We start from the raw sequence: 25,092 nt of genomic DNA, 5'->3' as shown, positions 1-25,092 counted from the left end.
TCAGGCCGCCGGCCCGTCGCCGAGGAGGCCGCGCTCCTCCAGCGCCTCGCGCACCAGCTTCTTGGTGATCTTGCCATAGGCCGACTTCGGCATCTCGTCGAAGAAGACGAAGCGCTTCGGCAGCTTGTAACGGGCGATCTTCTCGGCGAGGAAGGCGGCGATCTCGGCCTCCGTGACCGTCTCGCCCGACACCGCGACGAGGACGGCGATGCCGACCTCGCCCCAGTCGGGATCCGGCACGCCGACCACCGCCGCCTCGGAGATCTTCGGATGGGCGAGAATCTTCTCCTCGATCTCGCGCGGATAGATGTTGGAGCCGCCGGAGATGTACATGTCGGAGGCGCGGCCGGTGATGAAAAGGTAGCCCTCGGCGTCGAGATGGCCGAGGTCGCCGGTGCGGAACCAGCCGTCGCGGAACGCCTTGGCGTTGGCTTCCGGGTTGTCGTAATAGCCGGCGAAGACCGCCGGCCCGGCGACGCAGATCTCGCCGCTCGCCCCGGGCAGCAGCGCGCGGCCGTCCTCGCCTTGGATGGAGATCTCCATGCCGGTGCGCTCGAAGCCGCAGGTGCCGACGCGGGCCGCGCCGTCGTCGAGGCTGTGTTCGCCCGGCGGGAAGACGGTGATGTTGCCGGTCACCTCGCCGAGGCCGAAATACTGGACGAGCACCGGCCCGAGCTTTTCCAGCGCCCGCTTCTGGTCGGCCCGGTACATCGGCGCGCCGGCATAGATCACGTAGCGCAGCGACGAATGGTCGAAATCGTCGACCGCCGGATGCTCGACCAGGCGCTTCACGATGGTGGGCACGGTGAACATGTTGCTGATGCGGTGCTTCTCGACGAGGCTCCAGGCCTCGGCGACGTCGAAGCGGTCCGACGGCATCAGCACCGTCGTCGCGCCGGCCGCCACCTGGGTCAGCTGGTGGACGCCGGCGCCGTGGGAGAGCGGCGCGACGACGAGCGAGGCATCGGCGGGGCCGGTGCCGGGCATCAGGTCGTTCAGATGGTTGACGGCGACGAAGGCCATCTGGCCGTGGGTCAGGACCGCGGCCTTCGGACGGCCCGTGGTGCCGGAGGTGAAGAAGAACCAGCACGGGTCGTCCCGGTCGACCGGAACGTTTTCGACGGCTTCGCCGCGATGCGCGGCGACCAGCGCGTCGTAGCTTTCGCCGAATACCGCCTCGCCGATCGCAACGACGAATTCCGGCGGGCGTTTCGAGGCGAGGCAGGCCCGCGCATGGTCCGGGAAGCCGGCGTTGCAGATCATCCCTTTCGCGCCGCTCGCCTCGGCGAGATAGGCGACCTCGTCCGGCGTCTGCCGGAAGTTGGTCGGCACGTAGACCGCCCCGAGCCGGAAGCAGGCGAACATCGCCTCGAACATCTGGTTGCAGTTCTGCGACTGGACGAGGATGCGGTCGCCCTTCGCAACGTCGAACCGATCCCTCAGAGCCGCTGCCATGGCACTGATGCGGCCGTCGAATTCCTGCCACGTCCACTGCCGGTCGCCCCAGACGAGCGCCGGACGGCCGGCGAGCCGGCGGCTGGCGCGGGTGACGAGATGGGCGAGGTTGGAAACCCGGGTCGATTGCGGCGCGACGCCTCCCTTCGGCGCGCCCCCCAGACCCGCGGCCATCATTTCACCCGCTCGAGGATCGATACGTAGTTGGCGACGGCGGCGCCGCCCATGTTGAACACGCCGGCGGTTTTCGCACCCTGGACCTGCATGTCGCCGGCCTCTTCCATCAGCTGCATCGCCGCCATGACGTGCATCGAGACGCCGGTCGCGCCGATCGGATGGCCCTTCGACTTCAGGCCGCCGGAGGCGTTCACCGGCAGCCTGCCGTCCTTCCGCGTGATCCCCTCGCGCACCACCTTGTAGCCCTCGCCGCGTTTGGCGAGGCCCATCGCCTCGTATTCGATCATCTCGGCGATGGTGAAACAGTCGTGGGTCTCGACGAGGTCGAGGTCGTCGAGCGTCAGCCCCGCCTCCTCCAGGGCTCTCGCCCAGGCCGTGCGGGCGCCGGCGAACTCGGTCGGATCGCGCCGCGAGATGGCGAGGACGTCGTTGGCGTGCTGGCGCGCCCTGAAGGCGATCGCCCGCTCCAGCGTCTCGGCGGTCTCCTCGTCGGCAAGGACGATCGCAGCGGCGCCGTCCGAGACCAGCGAACAGTCGGTGCGCCGCAAGGGCCCCGCGACATAGGGGTTCTTGTCGGAGACGGTGTTGCAGAAGTCGAAGCCGAAGTCCTTGCGCATGTGGGCGTAAGGGTTCGCCATGCCGTTCGAATGGTTCTTCGCGGCGATCATCGCGAGTTCCTCCGAGCGGTCGCCGAACTTCTGGAAATAGGTCTGGGCGATGCGGCCGAAGATGCCGGCGAAGCCGCCCTCGACCTCCGCCTCCTCGGCGCGGTAGCTCGCGCCGAGCAGAATGTCGCCGACCTCGACGGTCGGGATCGCCGTCATCTTCTCGGCGCCGACGACGACGGCGACGCGGCCGCGCCCCGCCTCGATGAAGTCCATCGCCGTGTAGAGCGCCGCCGAGCCGGTGGCGCAGGCGTTTTCCAGCCGCACCGCCGGCACCTGGCCGAGCCCGTCATGGGCCATGCCGACGAGGGCGCCCTGGAAGTCCTGCTTGGAGAAGCCGTTGTTCATGACGCCGACGAAGACGCCGTCGACGTCGGACGTCTCGATGCCGGCATGGGCGATGGCGGGGCCGACGACCTCGCGCATCAGCGCCTCGGTCGAGGGTGCCTCCGACTTGCCGAAACGGCTGTGCGACCAGCCGACGATGCGCGCCTTCGTCATGATCCGATACCTCCCATTGAAATGTCGTCGCGGGGCGTCGCGCCCCGGCCCCTCCCGCCAGCCGGCCGCGCCGCGCCGGAAGGCGGCGCCGCAAAGCGTCGCGCGAGCCGCGCCTCGACCCTTGCGACCTCGCGACCGAGATGGCCGGCGAGCTCGCCCTGGCGCGCATCGCCCATGCGGCTGTCGATCGCGGCGATCGACAGCGCCCCGGCGATGCGCCCGTCCGGATAGCGCACCGCCATTCCGATCGCCCAGGAATTGGCGAGGACGCGCCCCGGATTGAGCGAGAAGCCGTGCTGGCGGGCAAAGGCCACGTCGGCGCGGATCGTCTCCGGCGGATAGCCGGCATAGCGCTCCTCGAGCAGCGGCGCATTGGCGGCGAGGATCGGCTCGATCTCGGCGTCGGAAAGCGCCGCCAGCATCGCCATCGCCCCGGCGCCGACCCCGAGCGGATGGCGATGGCCGGGCAGCAGCGCATGGGTGCGGATCGGAAACGCCCCCTCCTCGCGGTGCAGGCAGACCGCGAAGTCGCCGCGCCGCACCGAGGCGAAGCTGGTGTCGCCGCTGGTGCGCGACAGGCTGGCGAGGCTTTCGAGGGCGCAGTCGAGGAAGCCGAAGCGGTGCGAGGCGAGGACGCCGAGCACATAGGCCTCCTCGCCGAGGAAATAGCGGCGGGTCTCCGGCTCCTGCTCGACGAGCCGCGAGCGCATCAGGGCGAGAAGCAGCCGCCGCGCGGTCGGGCGGTTCAGCCCGCTGCCGGCCACCACCGCGGCGAGCGACATGCCCGCCTCGCCATGGCGGCCGATCAGCGAGAGCAGCATCAGCGCCCGGTCGACGCTCTGCGTTCCCGCCGCTTCCGGCATCGCCTTTTCCAGCGTATCCAACCGCCGCTCCATCCAGATGGTGGACATGTTCCCGACCCGCACATTGTCGGAGAATCGAATTAAACTTGCAAGGGCCGCCATTGAGTGGCACCTTGCGCCGCATTCGCGGTGCTGTCAGTCCATCATGTGGACGCCTGGGAGAGGGTCCGGCCCGCGATCGACGATTCAATCCGGGAGGAGACATGATGAGACTGAAGCCCCTCGCCGCCGTCGCGGCTCTCGTCGCGGCGATCGCGGCCACCGCGCTCACGCCCGTCGAGGCCAAGACGTTCCGGCTGTCCCACAACACCAACGACTCGACCACCTGGCAGAAGGGTGCGGAGAAGTTCAACGAGCTGCTCAAGGAGAAGTCCGGCGGCGAGATGGACGTCCGCATCTTCCCGATGGCGCAGCTGACCGGCGGCGACCAGATGAAGCAGGCCGAGATGGTCGGCCGCGGCGCCCTCGACTTCGTCGTCACCTCGGCGATCAACGTCACGCCGCTGGTGCCGGAAATGGCGGTGTTCTCGCTGCCCTATCTCTATTCCGGCTACGACGACGTCGACGCGACGACGTCCGGCGAGCCGGGCAAGAAGATGGAAGAGATCATGGCCGAGCACGGCATCGTCGTGCTCGCCTGGGGCGAAAACGGCTTCCGCGAGGTCACCAACAACGTCCATCCGGTCAAGACGCCCGACGACATGAAGGGCCTGAAGATGCGCGTCGCCGGCCCGATGTACATCGACGTGATGAACGCGCTCGGCGCCAACCCGCAGCAGATGCAGTGGACCGAGACCTTCTCGGCGCTGCAGCAGGGCGTCGTCGACGGCCAGGAAAACCCGATCGGCGCGGTGATCATCCCGCAGCGGGTCTACGAGGTGCAGAAGTACCTGACCACCTGGCACTATTCCTACGATCCGATCTTCGTCGGTGTCTCCGAGAAGCTGTGGAACTCCTGGGACGACAAGACCAAGGAGATGGTGCGCTCGGCGGCCGAAGAGGCGATGGACTACCAGAAGACCATCACCCGCGAGGACACCGCCAAGGGCATTGACTTCCTGAAGGAGAAGGGGATGGAGATCTACCAGCCCTCCGACGCCGAGATCGACGCCTTCCGCGAGGCGACGAAGCCGGCCTTCGACACCTGGGCGAAGAAGGTCGGTCCGGATCTGGTGGGCCTCTTCCAGGAGACGATCGACGCCGGCGGCAAGAAGGCCGAGGCGAAGTAAGCCGCAAGACGGGGTGGGGCCGCCGCGGCAGCCCCACCCCTGTCCGGCCGCCGCCCGGCCCTGCCCGGCCCGTGCCCGGCTGAGGTTTCGACGCCCGCGGCGCCGACGGCACTACCCCCGCCGTTCCGTTTCACCCCGACGAGATCCCGATGCGCTACCTCCTCGACGAGGCGGAGAAGATCGTCTGTGCGGTCGTCTTCCTCGCCATGACCATTCTCGGCTTCGTCAACGTCGTGGTGCGCTACCTGACGAGCTATTCCTTCGCCGCGACGCAGGAACTGCTGCTCGACGGCTTCCTGATCATCACCGTCTTCGGCGCTGCGATCGCCGCCCGGCGGGGCGAGCATCTGGCGGTGACGCTTTTGACCGACCTTTTGCCCGCCGCCGGGCGCAGGGCGGCCGTCGCGCTCTCGGCGGCGCTGTCGATCCTGCTGCTCGCGCTGTCGGCCTGGTTCACCCTCGGCCTCGTCCAGAACCAGTACCAGAGCGGCGTCACCTCCTCCGGCATGCAGATCCCCGAATGGTACGTCTCGGCGGCGCTGCCGCTCGGCTTCCTGATGATCGCGGTCCGGCTCGTCGAGGCGGGGTTCTCAGAATGGCGTACCGCCGGCGACGGGCGGCCCTACGGGCCCGGCGACGGCAAGGGAGGCGTCTGAGATGCTCGGCCTCGATCCCGGCACCGAGATGGTGATCCTGTTCTTCGTGCTTCTGGCGCTGCGGGTGCCCGTCGCCTTCTCGCTCGGCCTCGCCTCGCTCTATGCGATGTGGCAGATCGGCTTCGGCCTCGATCTCGTCGGCGATCTGCTTGCGAGCGGCATCGCCAAGTTCTCGCTGCTCGCCATCCCGTTCTTCATCCTCGCCGGCGCGCTGATGGGCACGGTCGGCATCGCCGAGCGGATGATCCGCTTCTTCCGCGTCCTCGTCGGGGCGCTGCCCGGCGGAATGGGCGTCGTCGGCACGGTGGTCTGCCTGTTCTGGGGCGCCGTCTCCGGCTCCGGCCCCGCCTCGGTCGCGGCGATCGGCCCGCTGATCATCCGCGGCATGGAGGAGGACGGCTATCCGAAGCCCTTCGCGGCTGCCCTCGTCTGCACCGGCGCCGCGCTGTCGATCGTCATTCCGCCGTCGATCGGCCTCGTCATCTACGGTGTCATCGCCGACACCTCGATCGCCCAATTGTTCATCGCCGCGATCGTCCCCGGCCTCGTCATGGGCGTCCTGATGATCCTGACGCTGCCCTTCGCCGGCAAGGCGCGCCACGCGAAGGCCCTCGCCGCCTCCGGCCGCGGCCTTTCGGCGCTCTCGCCCGATCCCTATGCCGGCCTCTCCTATCCGGAGCGGCTCGGCCGCGCCTTCGTCGACGCGTTCTGGGGCCTGCTGACGCCGGTGGTCATCCTCGGCGGCATCTATGCCGGCATCTTCACGCCGACCGAGGCGGCGGTGGTCGCCACGGTCTACGCGCTCCTCGTCGGCCTCGTCATCTACCGCAGCCTCACCGTCGCGACGCTCTATTCCGCCCTCGTCGAGGCCAGCGCCTCCTCGGCCGTCGTCATGCTGGTCGTCACCTTCGCCAGCCTGTTCGGCTGGGTGGTGACGGTGGACGACCTCGTCGGCAAGTATTCCGGCGCGCTGCTTTCGATGAGCGGCAACGAATGGGTCATCCTCGCGGTCATCATGCTGGTGGTCCTCGTCGCCGGCATGTTCATGGACGCGATCACCATCATGTTCATCGCCCTGCCGATCTTCATGCCGGTGGTGCACCAGCTCGGCTGGGACCCGGTCTGGTTCGGCGTCGCGCTGATGGTCAACCTCGCCATCGGCCTGTTCACCCCGCCGGTCGGGATCAACCTGTTCGTCGCCGCCAACATCACCCGGCTGTCGCTGGAGAAGATCGCGGTCGGCGCCATCCCCTTCCTGATCACCAGCCTGATCGGCCTCGCGATCATCGCGGCCTTTCCGGAACTCTCCCACGCCCTCCTGGCGCTGATGAAATAGGCCGGGCCCTCCGCCCGAACTCGGCCGCAACGCCGCCGCGACGCGACCGGCGGGGCGACCGGCGGGCATCGCCGCGGCCGGGCGAAGGCCCGCCCGCGGCCAGCGCCCGTTCTTCCGACCTTTCCGCATCATCCGACCCTCCGCGATCGTCACCGCAAGCCCGTGCCCGGCTGCGGCGGACGCCGTTTGTCGTGCGCGGCGCGCGAAGCGACTTGACAGGCGGATCAAGTCCAGACCAACATCTTCTATTATGGATGGCATTCTCTAATAGAGGAATAGGTGCATGAAGCGATCCCTGTCCATCGTGCTCGCCGCGGCACTCGCCACCGTCGCCGTCCCGGCGTTGGCGAAGAACGTCATCAACGTCGCGATCGTCGGCGAGCCGGATACGCTCGATCCGATGGTCTCCACCAAGGACGTCGTCTCGATCGTCACCCAGCACGTCGTCGAGACGCTCTACACCTTCGACGGCGAGTGGAACGTCGCGCCGCTGCTCGCCAAGGATCTTCCGAAGATTTCCGACGACGGCAAGACCTACGAGATCGCGCTGCGCGACGGCGTCAGCTTCTCCGACGGCTCCAAGCTCGATTCCGCCGACGTCGTCGCCTCGCTGGAACGCTGGCTGAAGATCGCCTCGCGCGGCAAGACCGTCGCGGACAAGGTCGAGAGCGTCACCGCCAAGGGCCCGCTCGCCGTCGAGATCAAGATGAAGTCGCCCTATGCGCCGCTTCTCTCGCTGCTCGCCTTCTCCAATTCGGCGGCGGCGATCTATCCTTCCGAGATCGTTCCCGAGGGCGACGGCCAGATCGACAAGGTCGTCGGCACCGGCCCCTACGAATATGGCGAGCACGTTCCGGACCAGTATCTGCAGCTCGTGCCCTTCAAGGGCTTCGTGCCGCGCGACGAGCCGGCGAACGGCTCGGCCGGCAAGCGCGGCCAGGTTCCCGACGAGATCCGCTTCATCCCGGTGCCGGACGCCAACACCCGCGTCGAGGGCCTCGTCTCCGGCCAGTTCGATTTCGCCGATTCCCTGCCGGCGGAGAGCTACGACCGCATCGAGAAGAGCGACAAGGCCAAGCCGGTGCTCCTGGAGAATTTCGGCTGGCCGGTCTGGGCGATCAATCACAAGGCGGGCCTTCTCACCGACAAGAAGATCCGCGAGGCCCTGCTCGCCGCCCTGCCCTTCGACGACATGCTGTTCGCCGCCTTCGGGGACGACAAGTTCTTCAAGGTCGACGGCGCCCTCTATCCGGAAGGCTGGGCCTGGCACAGCGAGGAAGGCACGAAGGCCTACAATCAGAACGACCCTGAAAAGGCCGGCGAACTCCTGAAGGAGGCGGGCTACGACGGCACGCCGCTGCGCATCCTGACCTCGCGGCAATACGAGTTCCACTACAAGATGGCCGAGGTCGCCAAGCAGGCGCTCGAGGCCGCCGGCTTCAAGGTCCAGATGGACGTCGTCGACTGGGCGACGCTCGGCCAGCGGCGCAACGACCCGGCGCTCTGGGACGTCTACATCACCCATTCGCCGTTCCTGCCGGAACCGGCCCTCACCGACATGTGGTTCCCCTCCTCGCGCATCGGCTGGAGCGAGCCGAAGAAGGACGAGACGGTCGACGCCTTCGTCTCCGAGACCGATCCGGAAAAGCGCCAGGCGCTGTTCGCGAAGATGCAGGCGGAGGAATACGACGACGTCGGCTTCATCAAGGTCGGCAACTTCAACGCCCTGACCGGCGAGGCGAAGACGCTTCAGGGCGTCACACCGTCTCCCTGGCCGCATTTCTGGGACGCCGCGAAGAAATAGGGCGGGGGACGGCGCGGGGCGGACGGCGTTGGGGCGTCCGCCCGCTCCGCATCGGCCGCGCCCGGACGCCCAGCCTTCCCAGCCCATCCGCGCGCCGTCGTTTCGACGGCGCCGCCTCGGGCGGAATGAACCGAGCCTCGCTCGTCATCCCGCTCTCTCTTCTCGATTGCGCATGATCTTTTCCGAAAGCCGGCCCCCGCTTTCGGGATCATGCTCTCCTCCGTCGCAGATCCGGCCCCGGCAATGCTGAAATACGTCCTCAATCGCCTCGTCGGCATGGTGGTGGTGCTGTTCCTGGTGCTGACCATCACCTTCGTCATCGTGCGCGTCGCGCCGGGCGATCCGGCCGCGCTGATGCTCGGACCGGACGCGACGCCCCAGGACGCCGCACAGCTTCGCGCCGAACTCGGCCTCGACCAGCCGATCCTCGTCCAGTTCGGCAAGTTCCTCCTAAGCGCGGTCCAGGGCGATCTCGGCCAGTCGCTGTTCTTCCGCCGGCCGGTGCTTTCCGTCCTCGCCGAGCGCGCCGAGCCGACCACCTTCCTCGCCTTGTTCTCGCTGATTTTCTCGATCGCCATCGCCGTGCCGATCGGCATCTTCGTCGCCTATCGCCGAGGCGGCCTCGCGGACCAGGGGGCGGTCTCCACCGCCATGCTCGCCGCCTCCGTCCCGTCCTTCTGGACCGGCCTCGTGCTGCAGCGCTGGCTCGCCACCGGCCTCGGCTGGTTTCCGGCCTCGGGCTATGGCGGGCCGAGTTCGACCTTCCTCGACCGCATGGGCTATCTCATCCTGCCGTCGATCGTGCTCGGCATCGTCAATTCGGCGCTGATCCTACGCTTCACGCGCGCCTCGATGCTCGACGTCCTCGGCGAGGACTACATCCGCACCGCCCGCTCCAAGGGCATGTCCGAGGCCCGCGTCGTCCTGAAGCACGCCCTCAAGAACGCCGCGATCCCGATCGTCACGGTGGTCGGGCTGACCTTCGCGCTGCTCGTCTCCGGCGCCGTCGTGACCGAGCGCGTGTTCAACATTCCCGGCATGGGCAGTCTCGTCGTCGGCGCCGTGCTCAGGCGCGACTATCCGATCATCCAGGGCACGCTGATCGTCGTCGCGGCGCTCTACATCCTGATCAATCTCCTGGTCGATCTGCTCTATCTCTTGATCGACAAGAGGGTGCGCTACTGATGGCCGCCGCGGCATCGGTCTCCGACGATCCCGGCCTGCTGCGCAGCCTCATGGCGCGTCCGGCGGTGGTGATCGCGCTCGTCGTCTTCCTGCTGATCCTTGCGGCGGCGCTGCTCGCGCCCGTCATCGCGCCGGCCGATCCGGCCCGCATGTCGATCCGCGCGCGGCTGTCGCCGCCCTTCGGCACCTATCTCCTCGGCGCCGACGCCTTCGGCCGGGACGTTCTCTCGCGGCTGCTCTTCGCCGGCCGGGTGTCGCTCACGATCGGGCTCGGCGTGTCGCTCTTGTCGACGGCGCTCGGCATCGTCATCGGCCTTGCCGCCGGCTTCTTCCGCCGCCTCGACGCGCCGCTGTCGAGGCTGATCGACGCGATGATGGCGTTTCCGGACATCCTCCTCGCCATCGCCCTCGTCGCCATCCTCGGCGGCTCGGTCGCCAACGTCGTCCTGGCGCTGTCGATCGTCTACATGCCGCGCATCGCCCGCATCGTCCGCGCCGCAACGCTGGTCATCCGCGAACTGCCCTATGTCGAGGCGGCGCGGGCGCTCGGCTCCTCCGACCTGTCGATCATGGCCTGGCACGTCTTGCCGAACATCGTCTCGCCGGTGACCGTCCAGGCGACCTTCATCTTCGCCTATGCGATGCTCGCCGAAGCGGGCCTCTCCTTCCTCGGGGTCGGCGTCGACCCGTCCATCCCGACCTGGGGCACGATGGTGAACGAAGGACGCCAGTACATCGACCAGGCGCTCTATCTGATCCTTTATCCCGGCATCGCCATCTCGCTCGCCGTGCTCAGCCTGCAGCTGATCGGCGACGGGCTGCGCGACGCGCTGGACCCCCGCCTCGCAAAGGACCTGTGACCCGCCCCATGGCCTTCACCCTCACCAACTTCCGGCCGATCGGCTTTAAGACCGCGCCGACGGCGATCCACGTCGCCGACGACGGCAGCCTCGCCGCCGCAGCGCCCCAGGGCGCCCGCACCGTCGACTGCGGCGGCGCCTATCTCTCCCCCGGCTGGTGCGACCTCCACGTCCATGTCTGGCACGGCGGCACCGACATCTCGATCCGGGCGTCCGAAGCCGGGCGCGGCACCGGCGTCACGTCGATGGCCGACGCCGGCAGCGCCGGCGAAGCGAATTTCCACGGCCTTCGGGAATACGTCATCGATCCGGCCGCCGAGACCATCAAGGCCTTCCTCAACATCGGCTCGATCGGCCTCGTCGCCTGCAACCGGGTGCCGGAGTTGATCGATCTCCGCTCGATCGACATCGACCGGACGCTGGCGGTGATCGAGGCGAACCGCGACGTCATCTGCGGCGTCAAGGTGCGGGCTTCCGGCGTCATCGTCGGCGGCTGGGGGATCACGCCGGCGAAGATCGCCAAGCGCGTCGCCGAGATCGTCAACCTGCCGCTGATGGTGCATGTCGGCGAGCCGCCGCCGCTGATCGACGAGGTCTTCGACATCCTGACCGAAGGCGACATCGTCACCCACTGCTTCAACGGCAAGAAGGCCGGCTCGATCGCCGACACCGAGAAGCTCTGGGCCCATGCGATCCGGCTGGCCGGCGAGGGCATCCGCATGGATGTCGGCCATGGCGGCGCCTCCTTCGACTTTTCCGTCGCGCGACGCGCCATCGAGAAGGGGCTGAAGCCCTGGTCGATCTCGACCGACCTGCATCTCCACTCCATCCGCAGCCCGGTCTACGACATGGCGACGACGATCGCCAAGCTCCTCGCCGTCGGCCTGCCGCTGGAAGACTGCATTGCCGCGATCACCGGCCGGCCGCGCTCGATCCTCGGTCTTTCCACCGGCCTTGCGCCCGGCATGAAGGCGGACTTCACGCTGTTCGACGTCGTCGATTCCGACGTCGAGGCGGTCGATTCCATGGGCAATCGGCTGCGCCTCGAAAGGATGGTCGAGCCGCGCCGGACGGTGATCGGCGCGAGCGTCACGGAGGCGGCGCGGCGGCTGCCATGACGAAAGCCCCGATCCTTTCCGTCGACGGCCTCCGCGTCACCTTCCGCGCCCGCGGGCGGACGGTGACGGCGCTGCGCGACGTCGGCTTCTCGCTTCAGGCGGGCAAGACGCTCGCCCTCGTCGGCGAGAGCGGATCGGGCAAATCGGTGACGTCGCTGGCGCTGCTCGGGCTGCTGCCGCCGAACGGCGCCGTTGCCGGCGGCAATGCGTTCTACCGCAGCCGCAACGGCGAGACCGTCGATCTCGCCGGCCTTTCGGCGCGGGCGTTCCGCAAGATCCGCGGCCGCGAGATCGCGATGATCTTCCAGGAGCCGATGTCCTCCCTCAACCCGCTGTTCTCGATCGGCGAACAGATCGGCGAAATGCTCGATCTGCATGAGGATCTCGACGCGGCCACCCGCCGCCGCCGCATCGTCGAGATGCTGGAACTCGTCGAGATTCCCGCCGCGGCCTCGCGGCTGTCGAGCTATCCGCACGAACTTTCCGGCGGCATGCGCCAGCGGGTGATGATCGCGCTCGCCCTCGTCTGCGCGCCCCAGCTCCTCATCGCCGACGAACCGACGACGGCGCTCGACGTCACCGTGCAGGCGCAGATTCTCGAGCTGATGCGCCGGCTGCAGCGCGAAATGGGCATGTCGATCCTGTTCATCACCCACGACATGGGCGTCGTCGCCGAGATGGCCGACGACGTCGCGGTGATGTATGCGGGCGCGGTGGTCGAGGAGGCCGGCGTCGGCGAGCTGTTCGCCGCCCCGGCCCATCCCTATACGCGTGGTCTCCTCGCCTCGATCCCGCGGCCGGATCGTCCCGAGGGGGAACGGCTGAAGGCGATTCCGGGGGCGGTGCCGCCGCTCTTTGCGCTGCCGCGCGGCTGCGCCTTCGCGCCGCGCTGCTCCTTTGCGCTGCCGGCCTGCCAGCGCCGGGTCCTGCTGATGGAGGTCGCCGCCCGCCACCGCGCCGCCTGCATCAGGGCGCAGGAGGTGCTCGCCGATGCCTGAGCCGCATTCCGCCCGCCCCGCCGGCGCGGCCGCCGAGACCGCCGCGGCCGCGAAGACCGCCGCCGGCGAACCGCTGCTCTCGATCCGCGGCCTGTCGAAGCGCTACCAGACGCCGCGCGGCACGGTCCACGCGGTGGAAAGCGTCGACCTCGACATTCCGCGCGGCTCGATCACCGGGCTTGTCGGCGAATCGGGCTCCGGCAAGACGACGCTGGGGCGGACGCTGCTGCGGCTGGTCGAGCCGAGCGCCGGCTCGATCCGCTTTGCCGGCGAAGACCTGACGGCGCTTTCGCCGCGCCAGATGACGGCCATGCGCAGGCGCATGCAGATCATCTTCCAGGATCCGGTCTCCTCGCTCAACCCGCGTCTCAAGGTCGAGCACATCGTCGGCGAGGGCCTGCGCGCCCACGGCATCGGCACGCGGGGCGAGCGGCGCGACAGGGTCGCGGCGCTGCTTGAGGAGGTCGGGCTGTCGGCCGACCAGATGAAGCGCTATCCGCACGAATTTTCCGGCGGCCAGCGCCAGCGCGTCGGCATCGCCCGGGCGCTCGCGCTCGAACCGGAATTCATCGTCGCCGACGAGAGCGTCTCGGCCCTCGACGTCTCGATCCAGGCGCAGATCCTCAACCTTCTCCTCGATCTGCGGGAAAGCCGCGGGCTGACGATGCTGTTCATCGCCCACGACCTTTCCGTCGTCGACTATCTCTGCGACCGGATCGCGGTGATGTATCTCGGCCGGATCGTCGAGACGGGGCCGGCGCGGGAGCTCGTGCGCGCGCCCGCCCACCCCTATGCCCGCGCCCTCCTCTCGGCGGTGCCGCAGCCCGATCCGGCGGCCCCGCGCAACCGCGAGGTGCTGGCGGGCCAGATCCCGAGCCCGCTCGACCCGCCTTCCGGCTGCGTCTTCCGCACCCGCTGTCCGCGCGCGCTTCAAGCCTGCGCCGCGGCCTTCCCCGCGCCCGTGGCCGTCGGCCCGGGACGCTTCGCCCATTGCATCAATCTCTGAGGTCCCATGAGTTCGACGCCCCTTGGTTCGACGCCCTTTCCGATCCGCCAGACCGACGGCACCCCCGAGTCACGGCTGGCGGCGGCCAGGATCGCGCTGCCGGCGGCGCCGCCGGTGCCGATCGGGTCCTTCACCAACGTGCGGGAATGCGGCTCGCTGCTCTACGTCTCCGGCCAGGGGCCGGTGCTCCAGGACGGCAGCCTGATGCGCGGCAAGGTCGGGGGCGACGTCGACGCCGAGGCGGCGCGCGGCCACGCCGAGATCGTCGCCCTCAACATCCTCGCGGCGCTGCGCGGCCATTGCGGCAGTCTCGACGCCGTCGGCGGGGTGGTGAAGCTGCTCGGCCTCGTCAATGCGACGCCCGACTTCGCCCGCCATTCCTTCGTCATCGACGGCGCCTCGGACCTTCTGGCCGCGGTGTTCGGGCCTGCCGGCGTGCATGCCCGCTCGTCCTTCGGCGTCTCGTCGCTGCCGAACAACATCACCGTCGAGGTGGAGGCGATCTTCGAACGTGGCTGAGGCCCTGACGCATCGGGCGACGAAGCCGGCCGGCCGCGCCGGATCAGCGGCCGAGCGAGCGCTCGACCGCCGCCGCCGCCCGGCGGACCGCCTCGGCGAGTTCGGCCTGGCGTTCCTCGGCGCGCCGGTCCGGCAGGACGATCGAGATCGTCGCGACGCAGGCGCCGGCCTCGTCGCGGATCGGCGAGGCGATGCAGGCGACGGCATATTCGCTGGCGTTGAACTGCGTGGCGAGGCGCGCCTCGAAATCCGCCCGCGCCTGGGCCGACAGCCGCTCCGGGTCGAGCTCGGCCATGCCGGTCGCAGACGGCATCGCCGAGGCGGCGAAGGCGGCGCGGCGTTCCTCGTCGCCGAGATGGCCGAGAAGCAGCCGCCCCGAGGCCGTCCAGTTCAGCGGCACGCGGGTGCCGACCCTCGAGGCGACCTGGAAGTGGCCCGGCCCCTCCTCCATGCCGACGACCAGCATCATACCGCCGTCGCGGGTGCAGATCTGCACCGTCTCGCCGGTCTGCGCGACGAGACGCTGCATCTCCTCCTCGGCGCGGCCGAAGGCGTCGATCCGCTGGCGGTAGACGAGGCCGTAGCGCATCAGCCGGGCGCCGAGCCAGACGAGATTGTCCGGCCCGCGCGACAGCATCTCGCGCTCGACCAACTCGTCGACCAGCCGGTAGATCGTCGAGATCGGCGCTCCGACGCTCTTGGCGATGTCGTAGGCCGACATCGGCTCGCGCCGGTCGACCAGCATGTCCATGACCTGCAGCGTCCGGTCGATGCCGCTGGTCCGGCTCCTGACATTGGTCGCGCTCACATCGCCCTCCTCGAATCCGGCTTCCATAGAACGGGAAGACCGGGTCGGGTCAAGCGGCGGACGGCTTTCCCCGATCATCCGGCCACGGGCCAGAAAATCCAATTCTGAGAGGATCTTGACCATGCCGATCGACGCCAGGCACAATTCCGACTACCGCAGCCGCCACGGGCTTCGCGCGGTGATCAACGTCTCCGGCACGATGACCTCGCTCGGCGCCTCGATCATCCATGAGGACGCGATCGCGGCGATGGCCGAAATCGCCCCGCAATGGGTCGAGATGGACGACCTGCAGCGGCGGGCGAGCGCGGTGATTTCCCGGCTCACCGGCAGCGAAGCCGGCTTCGTCACCGCCTGCTGCGCCGCCGGCATCTCGATGAGCGTCGCCGGCGCGATGACCGGCACCGACCTCCTCGCCGTCGAGAAGCTGCCGGACCGGACCGAGGGGCTGAAGGACGAGGTCATCCTGCAGCTCGGCCATGCGGTGAACTACGGTGCGCCGGTCGACCAGTCGATCCGCCTCGCCGGCGGCAAGGTGGTGTTCGCCGGCACGGCGACGCAGGTGATGCCCTATCACGTCGAACGCGCGATCGGCGACAGGACGGCGGCGCTGCTCTTCGTCGTCAGCCATCACACCGTCCAATACGGCCAGATCTGCCTCGAACAGGTGGTGGAGATCTGCCGGCCGCGCGGCGTGCCGGTGATCGTCGACGCGGCCTCGGAATACGACCTGCGCGGCTTCCTCGCGCGCGGCGCCGACGTCGTCGTCTATTCCGGCCACAAGTTCCTCTCCGGCCCGACCTCCGGCATCGTCGCCGGGCGCAAGGATCTGGTGCGCGCCGCCTATCTCCAGAACAAGGGGATCGGCCGCGGCATGAAGGTCGGCAAGGAATCGATCGCCGGCGTGATGGCGGCGCTCGAAGCCTGGGAAAAGCGCGACCATGCCGGAATCAGGGCGCGCGAGACGGCGGCCCTCGAACTCTGGAAGACGACCCTCGACGCCCTGCCCGGTCTGAACGCCGAGATCAGGCCCGACCCGACGCACAATCCGCTCGACCGGCTGGAGGTCGCCGTCGCGCCGGAAAGCGGCTTCACCGCGACCGGGCTGGCCAGGGCGCTGGCGGCCGGCGAGCCGCCGGTCATCGTGCGCGATCACGAGGCCGAGCTCGGCTTCTTCTTCCTCGACCCGTGCAATCTCCATCCCGGAGAGGCCGAGATCGTCGCCGAGGCACTGAAGCGCGTGATGGCGGCGCCGCGGCCGGAGGGCGCGATGGCCGCGCCGCGCCAGAACACGGAAAAGGCGCTGCGCTGGCCGGACTGACCGGCGGCGCGCCTTGATATTCCGCGCTGCCGCGGCGCCGGCCCCGGAGCCCGCGGCTCCGGACTTTCAGTGCGGCCGGTTGAGGATGCCGGCGAGAAGCCCGAGAAGCTGGTCGGTCTCGACGCCGCTCAGCCCCCCGGTCGCCGCCCGGCGCTCGCTGTCCACCGCCGGCCTCAGGTCGGCGAACTGCGCCCGGCCGCGCTCCGACAGGAAGACCAGGACCCGGCGCCGGTCTTTCGGATCGGGCGCACGGTAGACGACCCCCGAGGCCACCATCCGGTCGACGATCTTGGTCAGCGTCGGCAGGTCGACGAAGACCGTCGGCGCGAGTTCCCCCATCGACTGGCCGTCGCGGCGCATCAGGCTTTCGAGGACGCGGTAGTGCTCGATGCGCACCCCCGCAGCCTTCAGCCTCGATTCGACGGCGACGTCGAAGCGGCGGTTGACGCCGGCAATCAGATCCGACAGCGCGATCGGGCCTGCTTCGGGCGAGCCGCTCATGGGGGTCCCTCCTGGATATTGGAATTTTCATATATTGTCCCCGCCGGGACATGGCAATTCGATATCGCAGCCCACGCGGGAAACGACCCTTCCTGCAGGCAGCGCCGCCGCCCGCTCCCGCAGGTTGCAGCCGCCGCCGCGCACTGCCCAGGATTCGCGCAGTCTGCCTTGCCCGGGGCGCTCCTGAAGCGCCGGCGCACCGCAGAGGCTTGCCAGGCGAGCGGCCCTGGCGCGCCGGCCGGCCCCGCCTCCGCGGGCCGCGGGCATCGCCGCGCGATCTGGCACGAAATATGCTGCGTCCCTCTTCGGTCGCGCTCCGCCGGAGGCGTTCGGCGGACCTTGCAGGCCTTGCCGGGGGCAGCGAATGATTCGCATCGGGCTCTTGATCGCGCAGAGCGGTCCGGCCGGGATCTGGGCCCCGTCGTCGGAGGCCTGCGCACGGCTTGCCGTCGACGAGATCAACGATCGCTACGGCCTGCTCGGCGACGAGGTCGAGCTCACCGTGCTCGACGCGGGCGTCACCCCGGCGAGCGCCGCCGAGGCGGTCGACCTGCCGATCGTCCTCGGCGAGATCGACGCGGTGATCGGCATGATGCCGAGCTACCAGCGCTCCTCGGTCGCCGCGACGATCGGCGGCCGCGTGCCCTTCGTCTACACGCCGCAATTCGAGGGCCGCGAGCGCGACCGGGCGATCGTCACCGTCGGCGAGACCTCGCAGGAACTGCTCCGGCCCGGCATCGACTGGCTGTTCGAGCAGAAGGGCGCCAAGCGCTTCTACCTGTGCGGCAACGACTATGTCTGGCCGCGCCAGACGCTGGCGACGGCGCGCCGCATCATTTCGTCGCGCGGTGCCGAGATCGTCGGCGAGAGGATCGTGCCCTTTGGCTTCGAGGACTACGATCTCCTCTTCGGCGAGATCGTCCGCAGCCGCGCCGACGCCGTGGTGCCCTATTTCCTCGGAGCGGAGGCCGTCACCTTCAACCGCGCCTTCGCGGCCGAGGGGCTGGCGGCGAAGGTGCTGCGGTTCTCTTCGGCGGTGGACGAGACGGTGCTCTACGGAATCGGGCCGGACGCAACCGAGAACCTCTACCTCTCCTCGGGCTATTTCGCCGCGCTTTCCTCGCGCAACAACCGCTGCTTTCTGGAGCGCTATCACGGCCGCTTCGGCGAGACGCCGCCCCCCGCCAACGCCTTCGGCCAGTCCTGCTACGAAGGCATCCACTGCCTGCTCGCGCTTGCCGAGGCCGCCGGCGAACTGGCGGTGCCCGCCGTCGTGCGCGAGCTCGGCCGCACCTTCCAGCGCTCGACGGCGCGGGGCTCTGACGAGCCGGCGGTCGCGGGGAAACGCCAGCCGATCCACCTTGCGGCTGTCGACGGTCTGGATCTCGCCTTCATCCGCTAGGCGGTTTCCACCGCACTGCAAAAAACGTTTGCATTTTCAAATTTTGTGTTTTCAATTGTCTTCGTGGAACCGATGTTCCGTCCTCCGAAGGGTCCCATGATGACGATTTCACGCCGCAAGTTCCTGAAGACGACAGTGTCCGCCTCCGCGGCCCTCGCAGCGCCGGGGATCTCGACGCGCTACGCCTTCGGCAGCGAGGACCCCATCAAGGTCGGCAGCCTTCTGGACCAGTCCGGCGCGATCGCCTCCTCCGGCGTCACCATGGTCACCGCGATGGAACAGGGGATCGCCGAGATCAACGATGCCGGCGGCCTGCTCGGCCGGCCGCTGAAGCTGATCCAGTACGACACCCAGTCGAACATCCAGCTCTATTCGCAATACGCTCAGCAGCTCGCCTTGAAGGACCGGGTCGACGTCGTCCACGGCGGCATCACCTCGGCCTCGCGCGAGGCGATCCGCCCGACCTTCGACCGCTTCCGCGTCCTCTACTTCTACAACGTGCTCTACGAGGGCGGCGTCTGCGACCGCGACACCTTCTGCACCGGCACCACGCCGGCCCAGACGGTCGAGAAGCTCGTGCCCTATGCGATGAAGAAGAGCGGCAAGAAGGCCTACATCATCGCCGCCGACTACAATTACGGTCAGATCACCGCCAAGTGGATGACCAAATACATGCAGGACAACGGCGGCGAGGTCCTGTCGGTCGACTTCTTCCCCCTCGACGTCACCAATTTCGGACCGACGATCTCGAAGATCCAGGAGGCCAAGCCCGACCTCATCCTGTCGGCGCTGGTGGGCGGCAACCACGTCTCCTTCTACCGGCAGTGGCAGTCGGCCGGCATGAAGGACCAGATCCCGATCGCCTCGACGACCTTCGGCCTCGTCAACGAACCCTCGACCGTCGAGGCCGCGGTCAGCCAGGGAATCTACGGCTGCTACGGCTATTACGAGGAGCTCGACACGCCGGAGAGCAAGGCCTTCGTCGAGAAGCTGAAGAAGCGCTGGCCGCAGATCCCCTATATCAGCGAGCTCACGGCCGCGACCTACGAGGGGCTCTATCTCTGGGCGGAAGGCGTCAAGAAGGCCGGCTCCCTCGACCGGATGAAGGTGATCGAGGCGCTCGAGACCGGCGTTTCCTACAAGGGGCCGAGCGGCGAGGTGAAGCTCGACCCGGCGACCCACCACACCGTGCGCAACGCCTATCTCGCCGTCGTCGAGGACAAGAAGTGGAACGTCCTCGAGACCTTCAAGGCCGTACCGCCGTCCGACACGGCGAGCGTCTGCGACCTCCTGAAAAATCCGGCCGACAACCAGCAATACGTCATCGACATCAAGGCCTGACGCGCTGCGCCGCGCGGGGGGCCAAGCGCTCCCCGCCCCGCCCGCCCCCACGCCCTACGGAAGACGACCGACATGGACCTCGCCGCCATCCTGGCGCTCAACGTCGTCAACGGCGCAGCATCGCTGTTCCTCCTGTGCCTCGGCCTCGCGATCATCTTCGGCATGATGCGGATCATCAACCTCGCCCATGGCGAGTTCGTCATGCTCGGCGCCTATGCCGCGGTGATCTCGGCCAATGCCGGCGTCAACATCTTCGTCGCCATGCTCGTCGTCGCGCCGCTCTTCGTCGGGCTCGTCGGGCTCGTCGTCGAGCGCTGCCTGATCCGTTTCCTCTACGGGCGGCTGGTCGATTCGATGCTGGCGACCTGGGGCCTCAGCCTGCTCATCGTCGGGCTGGTGACGACGATCTTCGGCAACACCATGCAAGGGGTCGCGACGCCCTTCGGCGGCTTTTCCATCGGCGCCTACCGCACCTCCTGGTACACGCTGTTCCTGCTCGCCGTCGCCCTCGTCATGCTGGTCCTCATCTACGCCATCCTGCGCTACACGCGCTTCGGGCTGATCGCCCGCGCGGTGATGCAGAATCCGGAGATGGCGGCCGTCCTCGGGGTCAGCCCGGCCCGCATCTACATGGCGACCTTCTCGCTCGGCGCCGCCGTCACCGGCCTTGCCGGCGGCGTCCTCGCGCCGGTCTCCGGCATCACCCCGGTGATGGGCGGCGCCTACGTCGCGAAGGCCTTCATCACCGTCGTCGGCGGCGGCGCGGCGATCATCTCCGGCACGAGCTCGGCTTCCGCCCTCTTCGGCCTCGTCAACCAGCTCGGCGCCTATCTGACGACCCCGGTCTACGGTGAGGTCGTCCTCTTCCTCGCGGCGATCGTGCTGATCCGCCTCCTGCCGCAGGGCATCTCCGGCCGGTTCTTCAAGGGAACGATCTGAACCATGAACGGGCCCGTCAAACTCACCCTCCAGGCCTTGGCGATCCTCGCCGCATGCGTCGCGGTGGCGGTGATGCCGTCCTATGTCGACCTGTTCCAGCTGATGCAGTTCACGCTGTTCTGCTCGATGGCCGTCCTCGCCCTCAGCCTCGGCTTCATCTGGGGCTTCGGCGGCATCCTCTCCTTCGGCCAGACCGCCTTCTTCGGCCTCGGCGCCTACGCCTATGCCGTCACCGCGATCAACTTCCAGGATTCGACGCCGGCGATCCTCCTCGCCGTGCTCGTTCCCGCGCTCTTCGCCCTGGCGCTCGGCTATTTCGTCTTCTACGGCCGGATCAGCGACGTCTATCTCGGCGTCATCACCCTCACCGTCACGCTGATCCTCTTCAACGTCTTCAACTCGACGGCGGGCGACGCTTACGCGATCGGTTCGGCGCGGCTCGGCGGCTTCAACGGCATGCCGGCCGTGCCGACCTTCAACATGCCCTTCGACCCGTCGTCGATCCTGTTTCCCGAACAGTCCTGGTACGTCACCGGCGGGGCGCTGATCGCGGTCTATCTCGGGCTGCGGCTCTTGTTGCGCTCGTCCTTCGGGCGGGTGGCGATCGCGGTGCGCGAGAACGAGACGCGGGCTGCCCTCCTGGGCTACGACCCGCGGCTCGTCAAGCTCCTCGTCTTCGTGGTCGGCGGCGGCGTCGCGGGCCTTGCCGGCGCACTCTACGTCAACTGGGGCGCCTTCGTCGGGCCGACGATCTTCGCCCTGTCGCTGTCGGCCGAGATCATCATCTGGATCTGCATCGGCGGGCTCGGCACGCTGATCGGCCCGATCGTCGGCTGCTTCCTGATCGAATATCTCGTCTCGCAGATCGGCACCCAGCAGGCATTCAACGCCAACCTCGTCCTCGGCGCGATCCTCGTCGTCTTCGTCCTGCTCCTGCCCAAGGGCCTCGTGCCGACGGTGCGCGACCTCCTCCTCGCCGCGGGCCGCCTCGCCCGCGAAAGGAACCGCCGCCCGGCCGGCGAGGAGACCCACGCTTTGCCCGGCGGCCACCCCGTCGGAGCGGAGTGAGACGATGGCCGAGATCGCCCCGCTGCTCGAAACCCGCAACCTCACCATGCGCTTCGGCGGCGTCGTCGCCAACGACGACGTGAACTTCGCGCTGGAGGAGATGGAACTGCGCTGCCTCATCGGCCCGAACGGCGCCGGCAAGAGCACCTTCTTCAAGATGCTGACCGGCCAGCTGACGCCGACCCAAGGCACGATCCGCTTCCGCACCCATCCGATCGCCGGCAACCTGCCCCACCAGATCGCCAGGCTCGGCATCGGCATCAAGACGCAGATCCCCAACGTCTTCAACGGCCTCTCGGTCCGGGAGAACGTCTGGCTCGCGGCCGCGCGGGCCGCCCGCCGCGAGGCTTCCGCCAAGCGGGCGGCGGCGATCGTCGACGAGGTGCTGGAGCGGATCCGGCTCGGCGGGCTCGCCGAGGCGATCGTCGGCCAGCTCTCCCACGGGCAGCGCCAGTGGGTCGAGATCGGCACGGTGCTCGCGGCCGAGCCCGAGCTCATCCTGCTCGACGAGCCGGCCGCCGGCATGACCGACGAGGAGACGGCGCGCACCGCCGAGATCATCCGCGAGATCAACCGCACACGGGCGCTGATCGTCGTCGAGCACGACATGGAATTCATCAAGATGATCGCCAAGAAGGTGACGGTCTTCCACCAGGGACGGATCATGATGGAGGACACGGTGGAGGCGGTCCTCGCCGACAGCCGGGTGCGCGACGTCTATCTCGGCAAGAAGGTGGCGGCATGACGGGCGAGTTGCTGACGGTCGAGGGCCTGCGCGCCGGCTACGGGCGCGTGCCGATCCTCGCGGGCGTCTCCTTCGCCATGGCCGAGGGCGAGTTTCTCGGCATCCTCGGCCACAACGGCATGGGCAAGACGACGCTGATGCGCACCGTCATGGGGACGATCCCGGCGACGGCGGGCAGCATCCGCTTCGGCGGCACCGACGTCACCCGGCTCGCCACCCACCAGCGCTCGCGCCTCGGCCTCGGCCTCGTGCCGCAGGGGCGGGAGATCTTTCCGACCCTCAGCGTCGAGGAGAACCTGAGGATGGGGCTCGCCGCGGCGAAGCGAGAGGACCGTAGCGTCATCGACGGCGTGCTGGAGGACTTTCCGCGGCTGAAGCGCCTGCTCGACCGGCGCGGCGGGGCGCTGTCCGGCGGCGAGCAGCAGCTCCTGGCGCTCGCCCGCTGCCTCTGCGCGCGGCCGAAGCTGATCCTTCTCGACGAGCCGACCGAGGGCATCCAGCCGTCGATCATCGAGGAAATGATCGAGACGCTGCAGACGCTGCGCCGGCGCTGGGCGCTGTCGATGATCATCGTCGAGCAGAATCTCGACTTCATCACCCAGCTTTCGGACCGCGTCCTGTCGATCCAGAAGGGCCGGATCACCGGCGAGGTCGACCGCGAAAGACTGCTCTCCGGAGACGTCGCGATGACGGCAGCCTGATCACCGCGCATCCGCCCGCGGGCGGAATACCGCCACCCATCACACGCAGCAGGAACTCGTTCGCGAGAAGGGAGAAGTCATGGCCATTACCCGACCGACCGCCGAGGACATCGGCGACCTCGCAGCCTCCGTCGGCATTTCGCTCTCGCCGGAAAGGGCGGCGGAATACCTCGCTTTGATGGCGCCCAACTTCGACGCCTACGACGTCGTCGACGCCACCCCGGATCCGATCCCCGCGGTGCGCTATCCGCGCACGCCCGGCTACCGGCCGAGCGGCGCCGAGAACGTCTACGGCGCCTGGTACTACAAGAGCGAGGTGAAGGGCGCGCCCTCGGGCAAGCTCGCCGGCAAGACCGTCGTCCTCAAGGACAACGTCACGCTGGCCGGCGTGCCGATGATGAACGGCGCCTCGACGCTGGAAGGCTTCGTGCCGGCGGGGGACGCCACCATCGTCACGCGCATGCTCGATGCCGGCGCGACGATCCTCGGCAAGGCGGTCTGCGAGCATTTCTGCCTCTCCGGCGGCAGCCACACCTCCGATCCGGCGCCGGTCCACAATCCGCACCGCATGGGCTATTCCGCCGGCGGCTCGTCCTCGGGCAGCGCCGCGCTCGTTGCGGCCGGCGAGGTCGACATGGCGATCGGCGGCGACCAGGGCGGCTCGATCCGCATTCCCGCCTCCTATTGCGGCATCTACGGCATGAAGGCGACCCACGGCCTCGTGCCCTATACCGGCGTGATGCCGATCGAGAACACCATCGACCACACCGGGCCGATGACCGCGACGGTCGCCGACAACGCCCTCCTCCTCGAAGTGCTGGCCGGTGCCGACGGCTTCGACCCGCGCCAGTACGCGCCGAAGGTCTCGGCCTATACCGAGGCGCTCGGCGAGGGCGTGAAGGGCATGAAGATCGGCGTCCTCGCGGAAGGCTTCAGCGTCCCCAACATGCAGGAGGGCGTCGCCGACAAGGTGCGGGCCGGGGCCGAGCGCCTCGCCGGCCTCGGCGCGACCGTCAGGCAGGTCTCGCTGCCCGAGCACGAACTCGCCCGGGCGATCTGGATCCCGATCACGCTCGAAGGCTTCACCGCCCAGATGATGCTCGGCAACGGCATGGGCTTCAACTGGAAGGGCCGCTACGACGTCGGCCTTCTCGACGCCCACTCGGCCTGGCGCGACAAGGCCGACGATCTCTCCGAGACGCTGAAGCTGACCATGCTCGTCGGCAAATGGGGCCTCGACCACTATCGCGGCCGCTACTACGCCAAGGCCCACAACATCGCGATCAAGGTGAAGGCCACCTACGACGCGCTCTTCGCCGACTACGACCTCCTTCTGATGCCGACGCTGCCCTGCGTCGCGACGCCGATCCCCGGCAAGGACGCCCCGCTGGAGGAGATCATCACCCGGGCCTTCGAGATGACCTCGACCACTTCCCCCTTCGACGTGACCGGCCATCCGGCGATGTCGATCCCCTGCGGCCTGTCGGACGGGCTGCCCGTCGGCATGATGCTGGTCGGCCGGGACTATGCGGAATCGACCATCTACCGGGCCGCCGCCGCCTTCGAGGCGGAAGGCGACTGGAAGACCTTCGGATGATCACCATCACCGCCGTGATCACGGCAGCGCCGGGAAGCGAGGGCGTCATGCGCGACGCCCTCCTCAAGGTGGCGGACCACGTCGCTGCGAACGAGCCCGAGACCGTCGGCTTCTTCGTGTCGCAGGATCTGGCCGACCCCTGCCGCTTCACCACCTACGAGCGCTTCGCCGACGAGGCGGCGATGCACCGGCACAACGGTTCGGCCGCCGTCGCCGCCTTCTTCGCCGTTGCCGAGCCGATCCTCGCCGGGAAGGTCGTGCTCGTCACCGCCGCGGAAATCTCGGCGAAGGGCGCCTGAC

The 25,092-nt window shown here is 68.6% G+C and carries 24 protein-coding genes; 19 read left to right on the top strand and 5 right to left on the bottom strand.

Going from position 1 to position 25,092, the window contains the following annotated elements; translation table 11 throughout:
• Genes J1C47_RS04635 through J1C47_RS04625 form a run of 3 tightly spaced genes read right to left on the bottom strand, consistent with a single transcriptional unit; the run spans position 1 to position 3,709 of the window.
• Complete coding sequence (locus J1C47_RS04635; RefSeq protein WP_207349557.1) at positions 1-1,632, bottom strand: acyl-CoA synthetase; 1,632 nt, start codon at positions 1,630-1,632, stop codon at positions 1-3.
• Entirely contained in the window at positions 1,629-2,798 is a 1,170-nt protein-coding gene (locus tag J1C47_RS04630; RefSeq protein WP_207349556.1) for an acetyl-CoA acetyltransferase, read from the bottom strand. Before J1C47_RS04630 ends, J1C47_RS04635 begins: the two co-directional genes overlap by 4 nt.
• The gene (locus tag J1C47_RS04625) at positions 2,795-3,709 is read right to left on the bottom strand and encodes an IclR family transcriptional regulator (protein WP_425354537.1); all 915 of its coding nucleotides are present in this window, start codon (positions 3,707-3,709) and stop codon (positions 2,795-2,797) included. The genes J1C47_RS04630 and J1C47_RS04625 overlap by 4 nt, the downstream gene beginning before the upstream one ends.
• A gap of 155 nt (positions 3,710-3,864) precedes the next feature.
• On the opposite strand from J1C47_RS04625, the gene J1C47_RS04620 reads away from it, so the two are divergent.
• From J1C47_RS04620 to J1C47_RS04575, 10 genes are all read left to right on the top strand, one after another.
• On the top strand, positions 3,865-4,890 hold the full coding sequence (locus J1C47_RS04620; protein ID WP_245396358.1) for a DctP family TRAP transporter solute-binding subunit: 1,026 nt from the start codon (positions 3,865-3,867) through the stop codon (positions 4,888-4,890).
• Positions 4,891-5,039: 149 nt separating this feature from the next.
• The gene (locus tag J1C47_RS04615; protein ID WP_207349555.1) at positions 5,040-5,546 is read left to right on the top strand and encodes a TRAP transporter small permease; all 507 of its coding nucleotides are present in this window, start codon (positions 5,040-5,042) and stop codon (positions 5,544-5,546) included.
• Between the two features lies 1 nt (position 5,547).
• Positions 5,548-6,882 (top strand): TRAP transporter large permease, encoded by a 1,335-nt coding sequence (locus tag J1C47_RS04610; RefSeq protein ID WP_207349554.1) that lies wholly within the window; start codon positions 5,548-5,550, stop codon positions 6,880-6,882.
• Positions 6,883-7,165: 283 nt separating this feature from the next.
• Positions 7,166-8,686, top strand: coding sequence for an ABC transporter substrate-binding protein (locus tag J1C47_RS04605; RefSeq protein ID WP_207349553.1), 1,521 nt, complete (start codon positions 7,166-7,168; stop codon positions 8,684-8,686).
• A 243-nt stretch (positions 8,687-8,929) separates the two neighbouring features.
• On the top strand, positions 8,930-9,871 hold the full coding sequence (locus J1C47_RS04600; RefSeq protein WP_207349785.1) for an ABC transporter permease: 942 nt from the start codon (positions 8,930-8,932) through the stop codon (positions 9,869-9,871).
• Entirely contained in the window at positions 9,871-10,731 is an 861-nt protein-coding gene (locus J1C47_RS04595) for an ABC transporter permease (protein ID WP_207349552.1), read from the top strand. Before J1C47_RS04600 ends, J1C47_RS04595 begins: the two co-directional genes overlap by 1 nt.
• Before the next feature lie 8 nt (positions 10,732-10,739).
• Complete coding sequence (locus J1C47_RS04590; protein ID WP_207349551.1) at positions 10,740-11,849, top strand: amidohydrolase family protein; 1,110 nt, start codon at positions 10,740-10,742, stop codon at positions 11,847-11,849.
• A complete protein-coding gene (locus tag J1C47_RS04585) occupies positions 11,846-12,847 on the top strand; it encodes an ABC transporter ATP-binding protein (RefSeq protein ID WP_207349550.1) in 1,002 nt (333 codons plus the stop codon). Before J1C47_RS04590 ends, J1C47_RS04585 begins: the two co-directional genes overlap by 4 nt.
• Positions 12,840-13,853, top strand: a complete 1,014-nt coding sequence (locus tag J1C47_RS04580) for an ABC transporter ATP-binding protein (protein ID WP_207349549.1) — start codon at positions 12,840-12,842, stop codon at positions 13,851-13,853. Before J1C47_RS04585 ends, J1C47_RS04580 begins: the two co-directional genes overlap by 8 nt.
• A 6-nt stretch (positions 13,854-13,859) precedes the next feature.
• On the top strand, positions 13,860-14,372 hold the full coding sequence (locus J1C47_RS04575; protein ID WP_207349548.1) for a RidA family protein: 513 nt from the start codon (positions 13,860-13,862) through the stop codon (positions 14,370-14,372).
• 43 nt (positions 14,373-14,415) lie between these two features.
• On the opposite strand, the gene J1C47_RS04570 is transcribed toward J1C47_RS04575, so the two are convergent.
• Positions 14,416-15,207: an IclR family transcriptional regulator gene (locus J1C47_RS04570; RefSeq protein WP_207349547.1), complete on the bottom strand. Its 792-nt coding sequence runs from the start codon at positions 15,205-15,207 to the stop codon at positions 14,416-14,418.
• Between the two features lie 94 nt (positions 15,208-15,301).
• Here J1C47_RS04570 and J1C47_RS04565 point away from each other — a divergent pair, with 94 nt between their 5' ends.
• Positions 15,302-16,498: an aminotransferase class V-fold PLP-dependent enzyme gene (locus J1C47_RS04565; RefSeq protein ID WP_207349784.1), complete on the top strand. Its 1,197-nt coding sequence runs from the start codon at positions 15,302-15,304 to the stop codon at positions 16,496-16,498.
• Between the two features lie 66 nt (positions 16,499-16,564).
• Here J1C47_RS04565 and J1C47_RS04560 read toward each other — a convergent pair whose 3' ends face one another.
• Positions 16,565-16,999, bottom strand: coding sequence for a MarR family winged helix-turn-helix transcriptional regulator (locus J1C47_RS04560; protein WP_207349546.1), 435 nt, complete (start codon positions 16,997-16,999; stop codon positions 16,565-16,567).
• A 364-nt stretch (positions 17,000-17,363) separates the two neighbouring features.
• Between J1C47_RS04560 and J1C47_RS04555 the strand changes: the two genes are divergently transcribed.
• From J1C47_RS04555 to J1C47_RS04520, 8 genes are all read left to right on the top strand, one after another.
• Complete coding sequence (locus J1C47_RS04555) at positions 17,364-18,401, top strand: substrate-binding domain-containing protein (protein ID WP_207349545.1); 1,038 nt, start codon at positions 17,364-17,366, stop codon at positions 18,399-18,401.
• Between the two features lie 99 nt (positions 18,402-18,500).
• Positions 18,501-19,742: an ABC transporter substrate-binding protein gene (locus J1C47_RS04550; protein WP_207349783.1), complete on the top strand. Its 1,242-nt coding sequence runs from the start codon at positions 18,501-18,503 to the stop codon at positions 19,740-19,742.
• A gap of 72 nt (positions 19,743-19,814) precedes the next feature.
• Positions 19,815-20,681: a branched-chain amino acid ABC transporter permease gene (locus J1C47_RS04545; protein WP_207349544.1), complete on the top strand. Its 867-nt coding sequence runs from the start codon at positions 19,815-19,817 to the stop codon at positions 20,679-20,681.
• A 3-nt stretch (positions 20,682-20,684) separates the two neighbouring features.
• Positions 20,685-21,749: an ABC transporter permease subunit gene (locus J1C47_RS04540; RefSeq protein ID WP_207349543.1), complete on the top strand. Its 1,065-nt coding sequence runs from the start codon at positions 20,685-20,687 to the stop codon at positions 21,747-21,749.
• Positions 21,750-21,753: 4 nt separating this feature from the next.
• Positions 21,754-22,494: an ATP-binding cassette domain-containing protein gene (locus J1C47_RS04535; RefSeq protein ID WP_207349542.1), complete on the top strand. Its 741-nt coding sequence runs from the start codon at positions 21,754-21,756 to the stop codon at positions 22,492-22,494.
• The gene (locus J1C47_RS04530; protein WP_207349541.1) at positions 22,491-23,195 is read left to right on the top strand and encodes an ABC transporter ATP-binding protein; all 705 of its coding nucleotides are present in this window, start codon (positions 22,491-22,493) and stop codon (positions 23,193-23,195) included. Before J1C47_RS04535 ends, J1C47_RS04530 begins: the two co-directional genes overlap by 4 nt.
• A 79-nt stretch (positions 23,196-23,274) precedes the next feature.
• Positions 23,275-24,792, top strand: a complete 1,518-nt coding sequence (locus J1C47_RS04525) for an amidase (protein ID WP_207349540.1) — start codon at positions 23,275-23,277, stop codon at positions 24,790-24,792.
• Entirely contained in the window at positions 24,789-25,091 is a 303-nt protein-coding gene (locus J1C47_RS04520; RefSeq protein WP_207349539.1) for a putative quinol monooxygenase, read from the top strand. Before J1C47_RS04525 ends, J1C47_RS04520 begins: the two co-directional genes overlap by 4 nt.
• Position 25,092: the final 1 nt, after the last annotated feature.

This window comes from Jiella sonneratiae (assembly GCF_017353515.1).
Classification (GTDB): Bacteria; Pseudomonadota; Alphaproteobacteria; order Rhizobiales; family Rhizobiaceae; genus Jiella; species Jiella sonneratiae.
Note: the sequence above shows the minus strand (reverse complement) of the source record. Positions and strands in the feature narration are given on the sequence as shown.

Bases quoted from the DNA above. Each gene is read 5' to 3' on its own strand.
- J1C47_RS04635 (WP_207349557.1), bottom strand. From the start codon at position 1,632: ATGATGGCCGCGGGTCTGGGGGGCGCGCCGAAGGGAGGCGTCGCGCCG.
- J1C47_RS04630 (WP_207349556.1), bottom strand. From the start codon at position 2,798: ATGACGAAGGCGCGCATCGTCGGCTGGTCGCACAGCCGTTTCGGCAAG.
- J1C47_RS04625 (WP_425354537.1), bottom strand. From the start codon at position 3,709: ATGTCCACCATCTGGATGGAGCGGCGGTTGGATACGCTGGAAAAGGCG.
- J1C47_RS04620 (WP_245396358.1), top strand. From the start codon at position 3,865: ATGATGAGACTGAAGCCCCTCGCCGCCGTCGCGGCTCTCGTCGCGGCG.
- J1C47_RS04615 (WP_207349555.1), top strand. From the start codon at position 5,040: ATGCGCTACCTCCTCGACGAGGCGGAGAAGATCGTCTGTGCGGTCGTC.
- J1C47_RS04610 (WP_207349554.1), top strand. From the start codon at position 5,548: ATGCTCGGCCTCGATCCCGGCACCGAGATGGTGATCCTGTTCTTCGTG.
- J1C47_RS04605 (WP_207349553.1), top strand. From the start codon at position 7,166: ATGAAGCGATCCCTGTCCATCGTGCTCGCCGCGGCACTCGCCACCGTC.
- J1C47_RS04600 (WP_207349785.1), top strand. From the start codon at position 8,930: ATGCTGAAATACGTCCTCAATCGCCTCGTCGGCATGGTGGTGGTGCTG.
- J1C47_RS04595 (WP_207349552.1), top strand. From the start codon at position 9,871: ATGGCCGCCGCGGCATCGGTCTCCGACGATCCCGGCCTGCTGCGCAGC.
- J1C47_RS04590 (WP_207349551.1), top strand. From the start codon at position 10,740: ATGGCCTTCACCCTCACCAACTTCCGGCCGATCGGCTTTAAGACCGCG.
- J1C47_RS04585 (WP_207349550.1), top strand. From the start codon at position 11,846: ATGACGAAAGCCCCGATCCTTTCCGTCGACGGCCTCCGCGTCACCTTC.
- J1C47_RS04580 (WP_207349549.1), top strand. From the start codon at position 12,840: ATGCCTGAGCCGCATTCCGCCCGCCCCGCCGGCGCGGCCGCCGAGACC.
- J1C47_RS04575 (WP_207349548.1), top strand. From the start codon at position 13,860: ATGAGTTCGACGCCCCTTGGTTCGACGCCCTTTCCGATCCGCCAGACC.
- J1C47_RS04570 (WP_207349547.1), bottom strand. From the start codon at position 15,207: ATGGAAGCCGGATTCGAGGAGGGCGATGTGAGCGCGACCAATGTCAGG.
- J1C47_RS04565 (WP_207349784.1), top strand. From the start codon at position 15,302: ATGCCGATCGACGCCAGGCACAATTCCGACTACCGCAGCCGCCACGGG.
- J1C47_RS04560 (WP_207349546.1), bottom strand. From the start codon at position 16,999: ATGAGCGGCTCGCCCGAAGCAGGCCCGATCGCGCTGTCGGATCTGATT.
- J1C47_RS04555 (WP_207349545.1), top strand. From the start codon at position 17,364: ATGATTCGCATCGGGCTCTTGATCGCGCAGAGCGGTCCGGCCGGGATC.
- J1C47_RS04550 (WP_207349783.1), top strand. From the start codon at position 18,501: ATGACGATTTCACGCCGCAAGTTCCTGAAGACGACAGTGTCCGCCTCC.
- J1C47_RS04545 (WP_207349544.1), top strand. From the start codon at position 19,815: ATGGACCTCGCCGCCATCCTGGCGCTCAACGTCGTCAACGGCGCAGCA.
- J1C47_RS04540 (WP_207349543.1), top strand. From the start codon at position 20,685: ATGAACGGGCCCGTCAAACTCACCCTCCAGGCCTTGGCGATCCTCGCC.
- J1C47_RS04535 (WP_207349542.1), top strand. From the start codon at position 21,754: ATGGCCGAGATCGCCCCGCTGCTCGAAACCCGCAACCTCACCATGCGC.
- J1C47_RS04530 (WP_207349541.1), top strand. From the start codon at position 22,491: ATGACGGGCGAGTTGCTGACGGTCGAGGGCCTGCGCGCCGGCTACGGG.
- J1C47_RS04525 (WP_207349540.1), top strand. From the start codon at position 23,275: ATGGCCATTACCCGACCGACCGCCGAGGACATCGGCGACCTCGCAGCC.
- J1C47_RS04520 (WP_207349539.1), top strand. From the start codon at position 24,789: ATGATCACCATCACCGCCGTGATCACGGCAGCGCCGGGAAGCGAGGGC.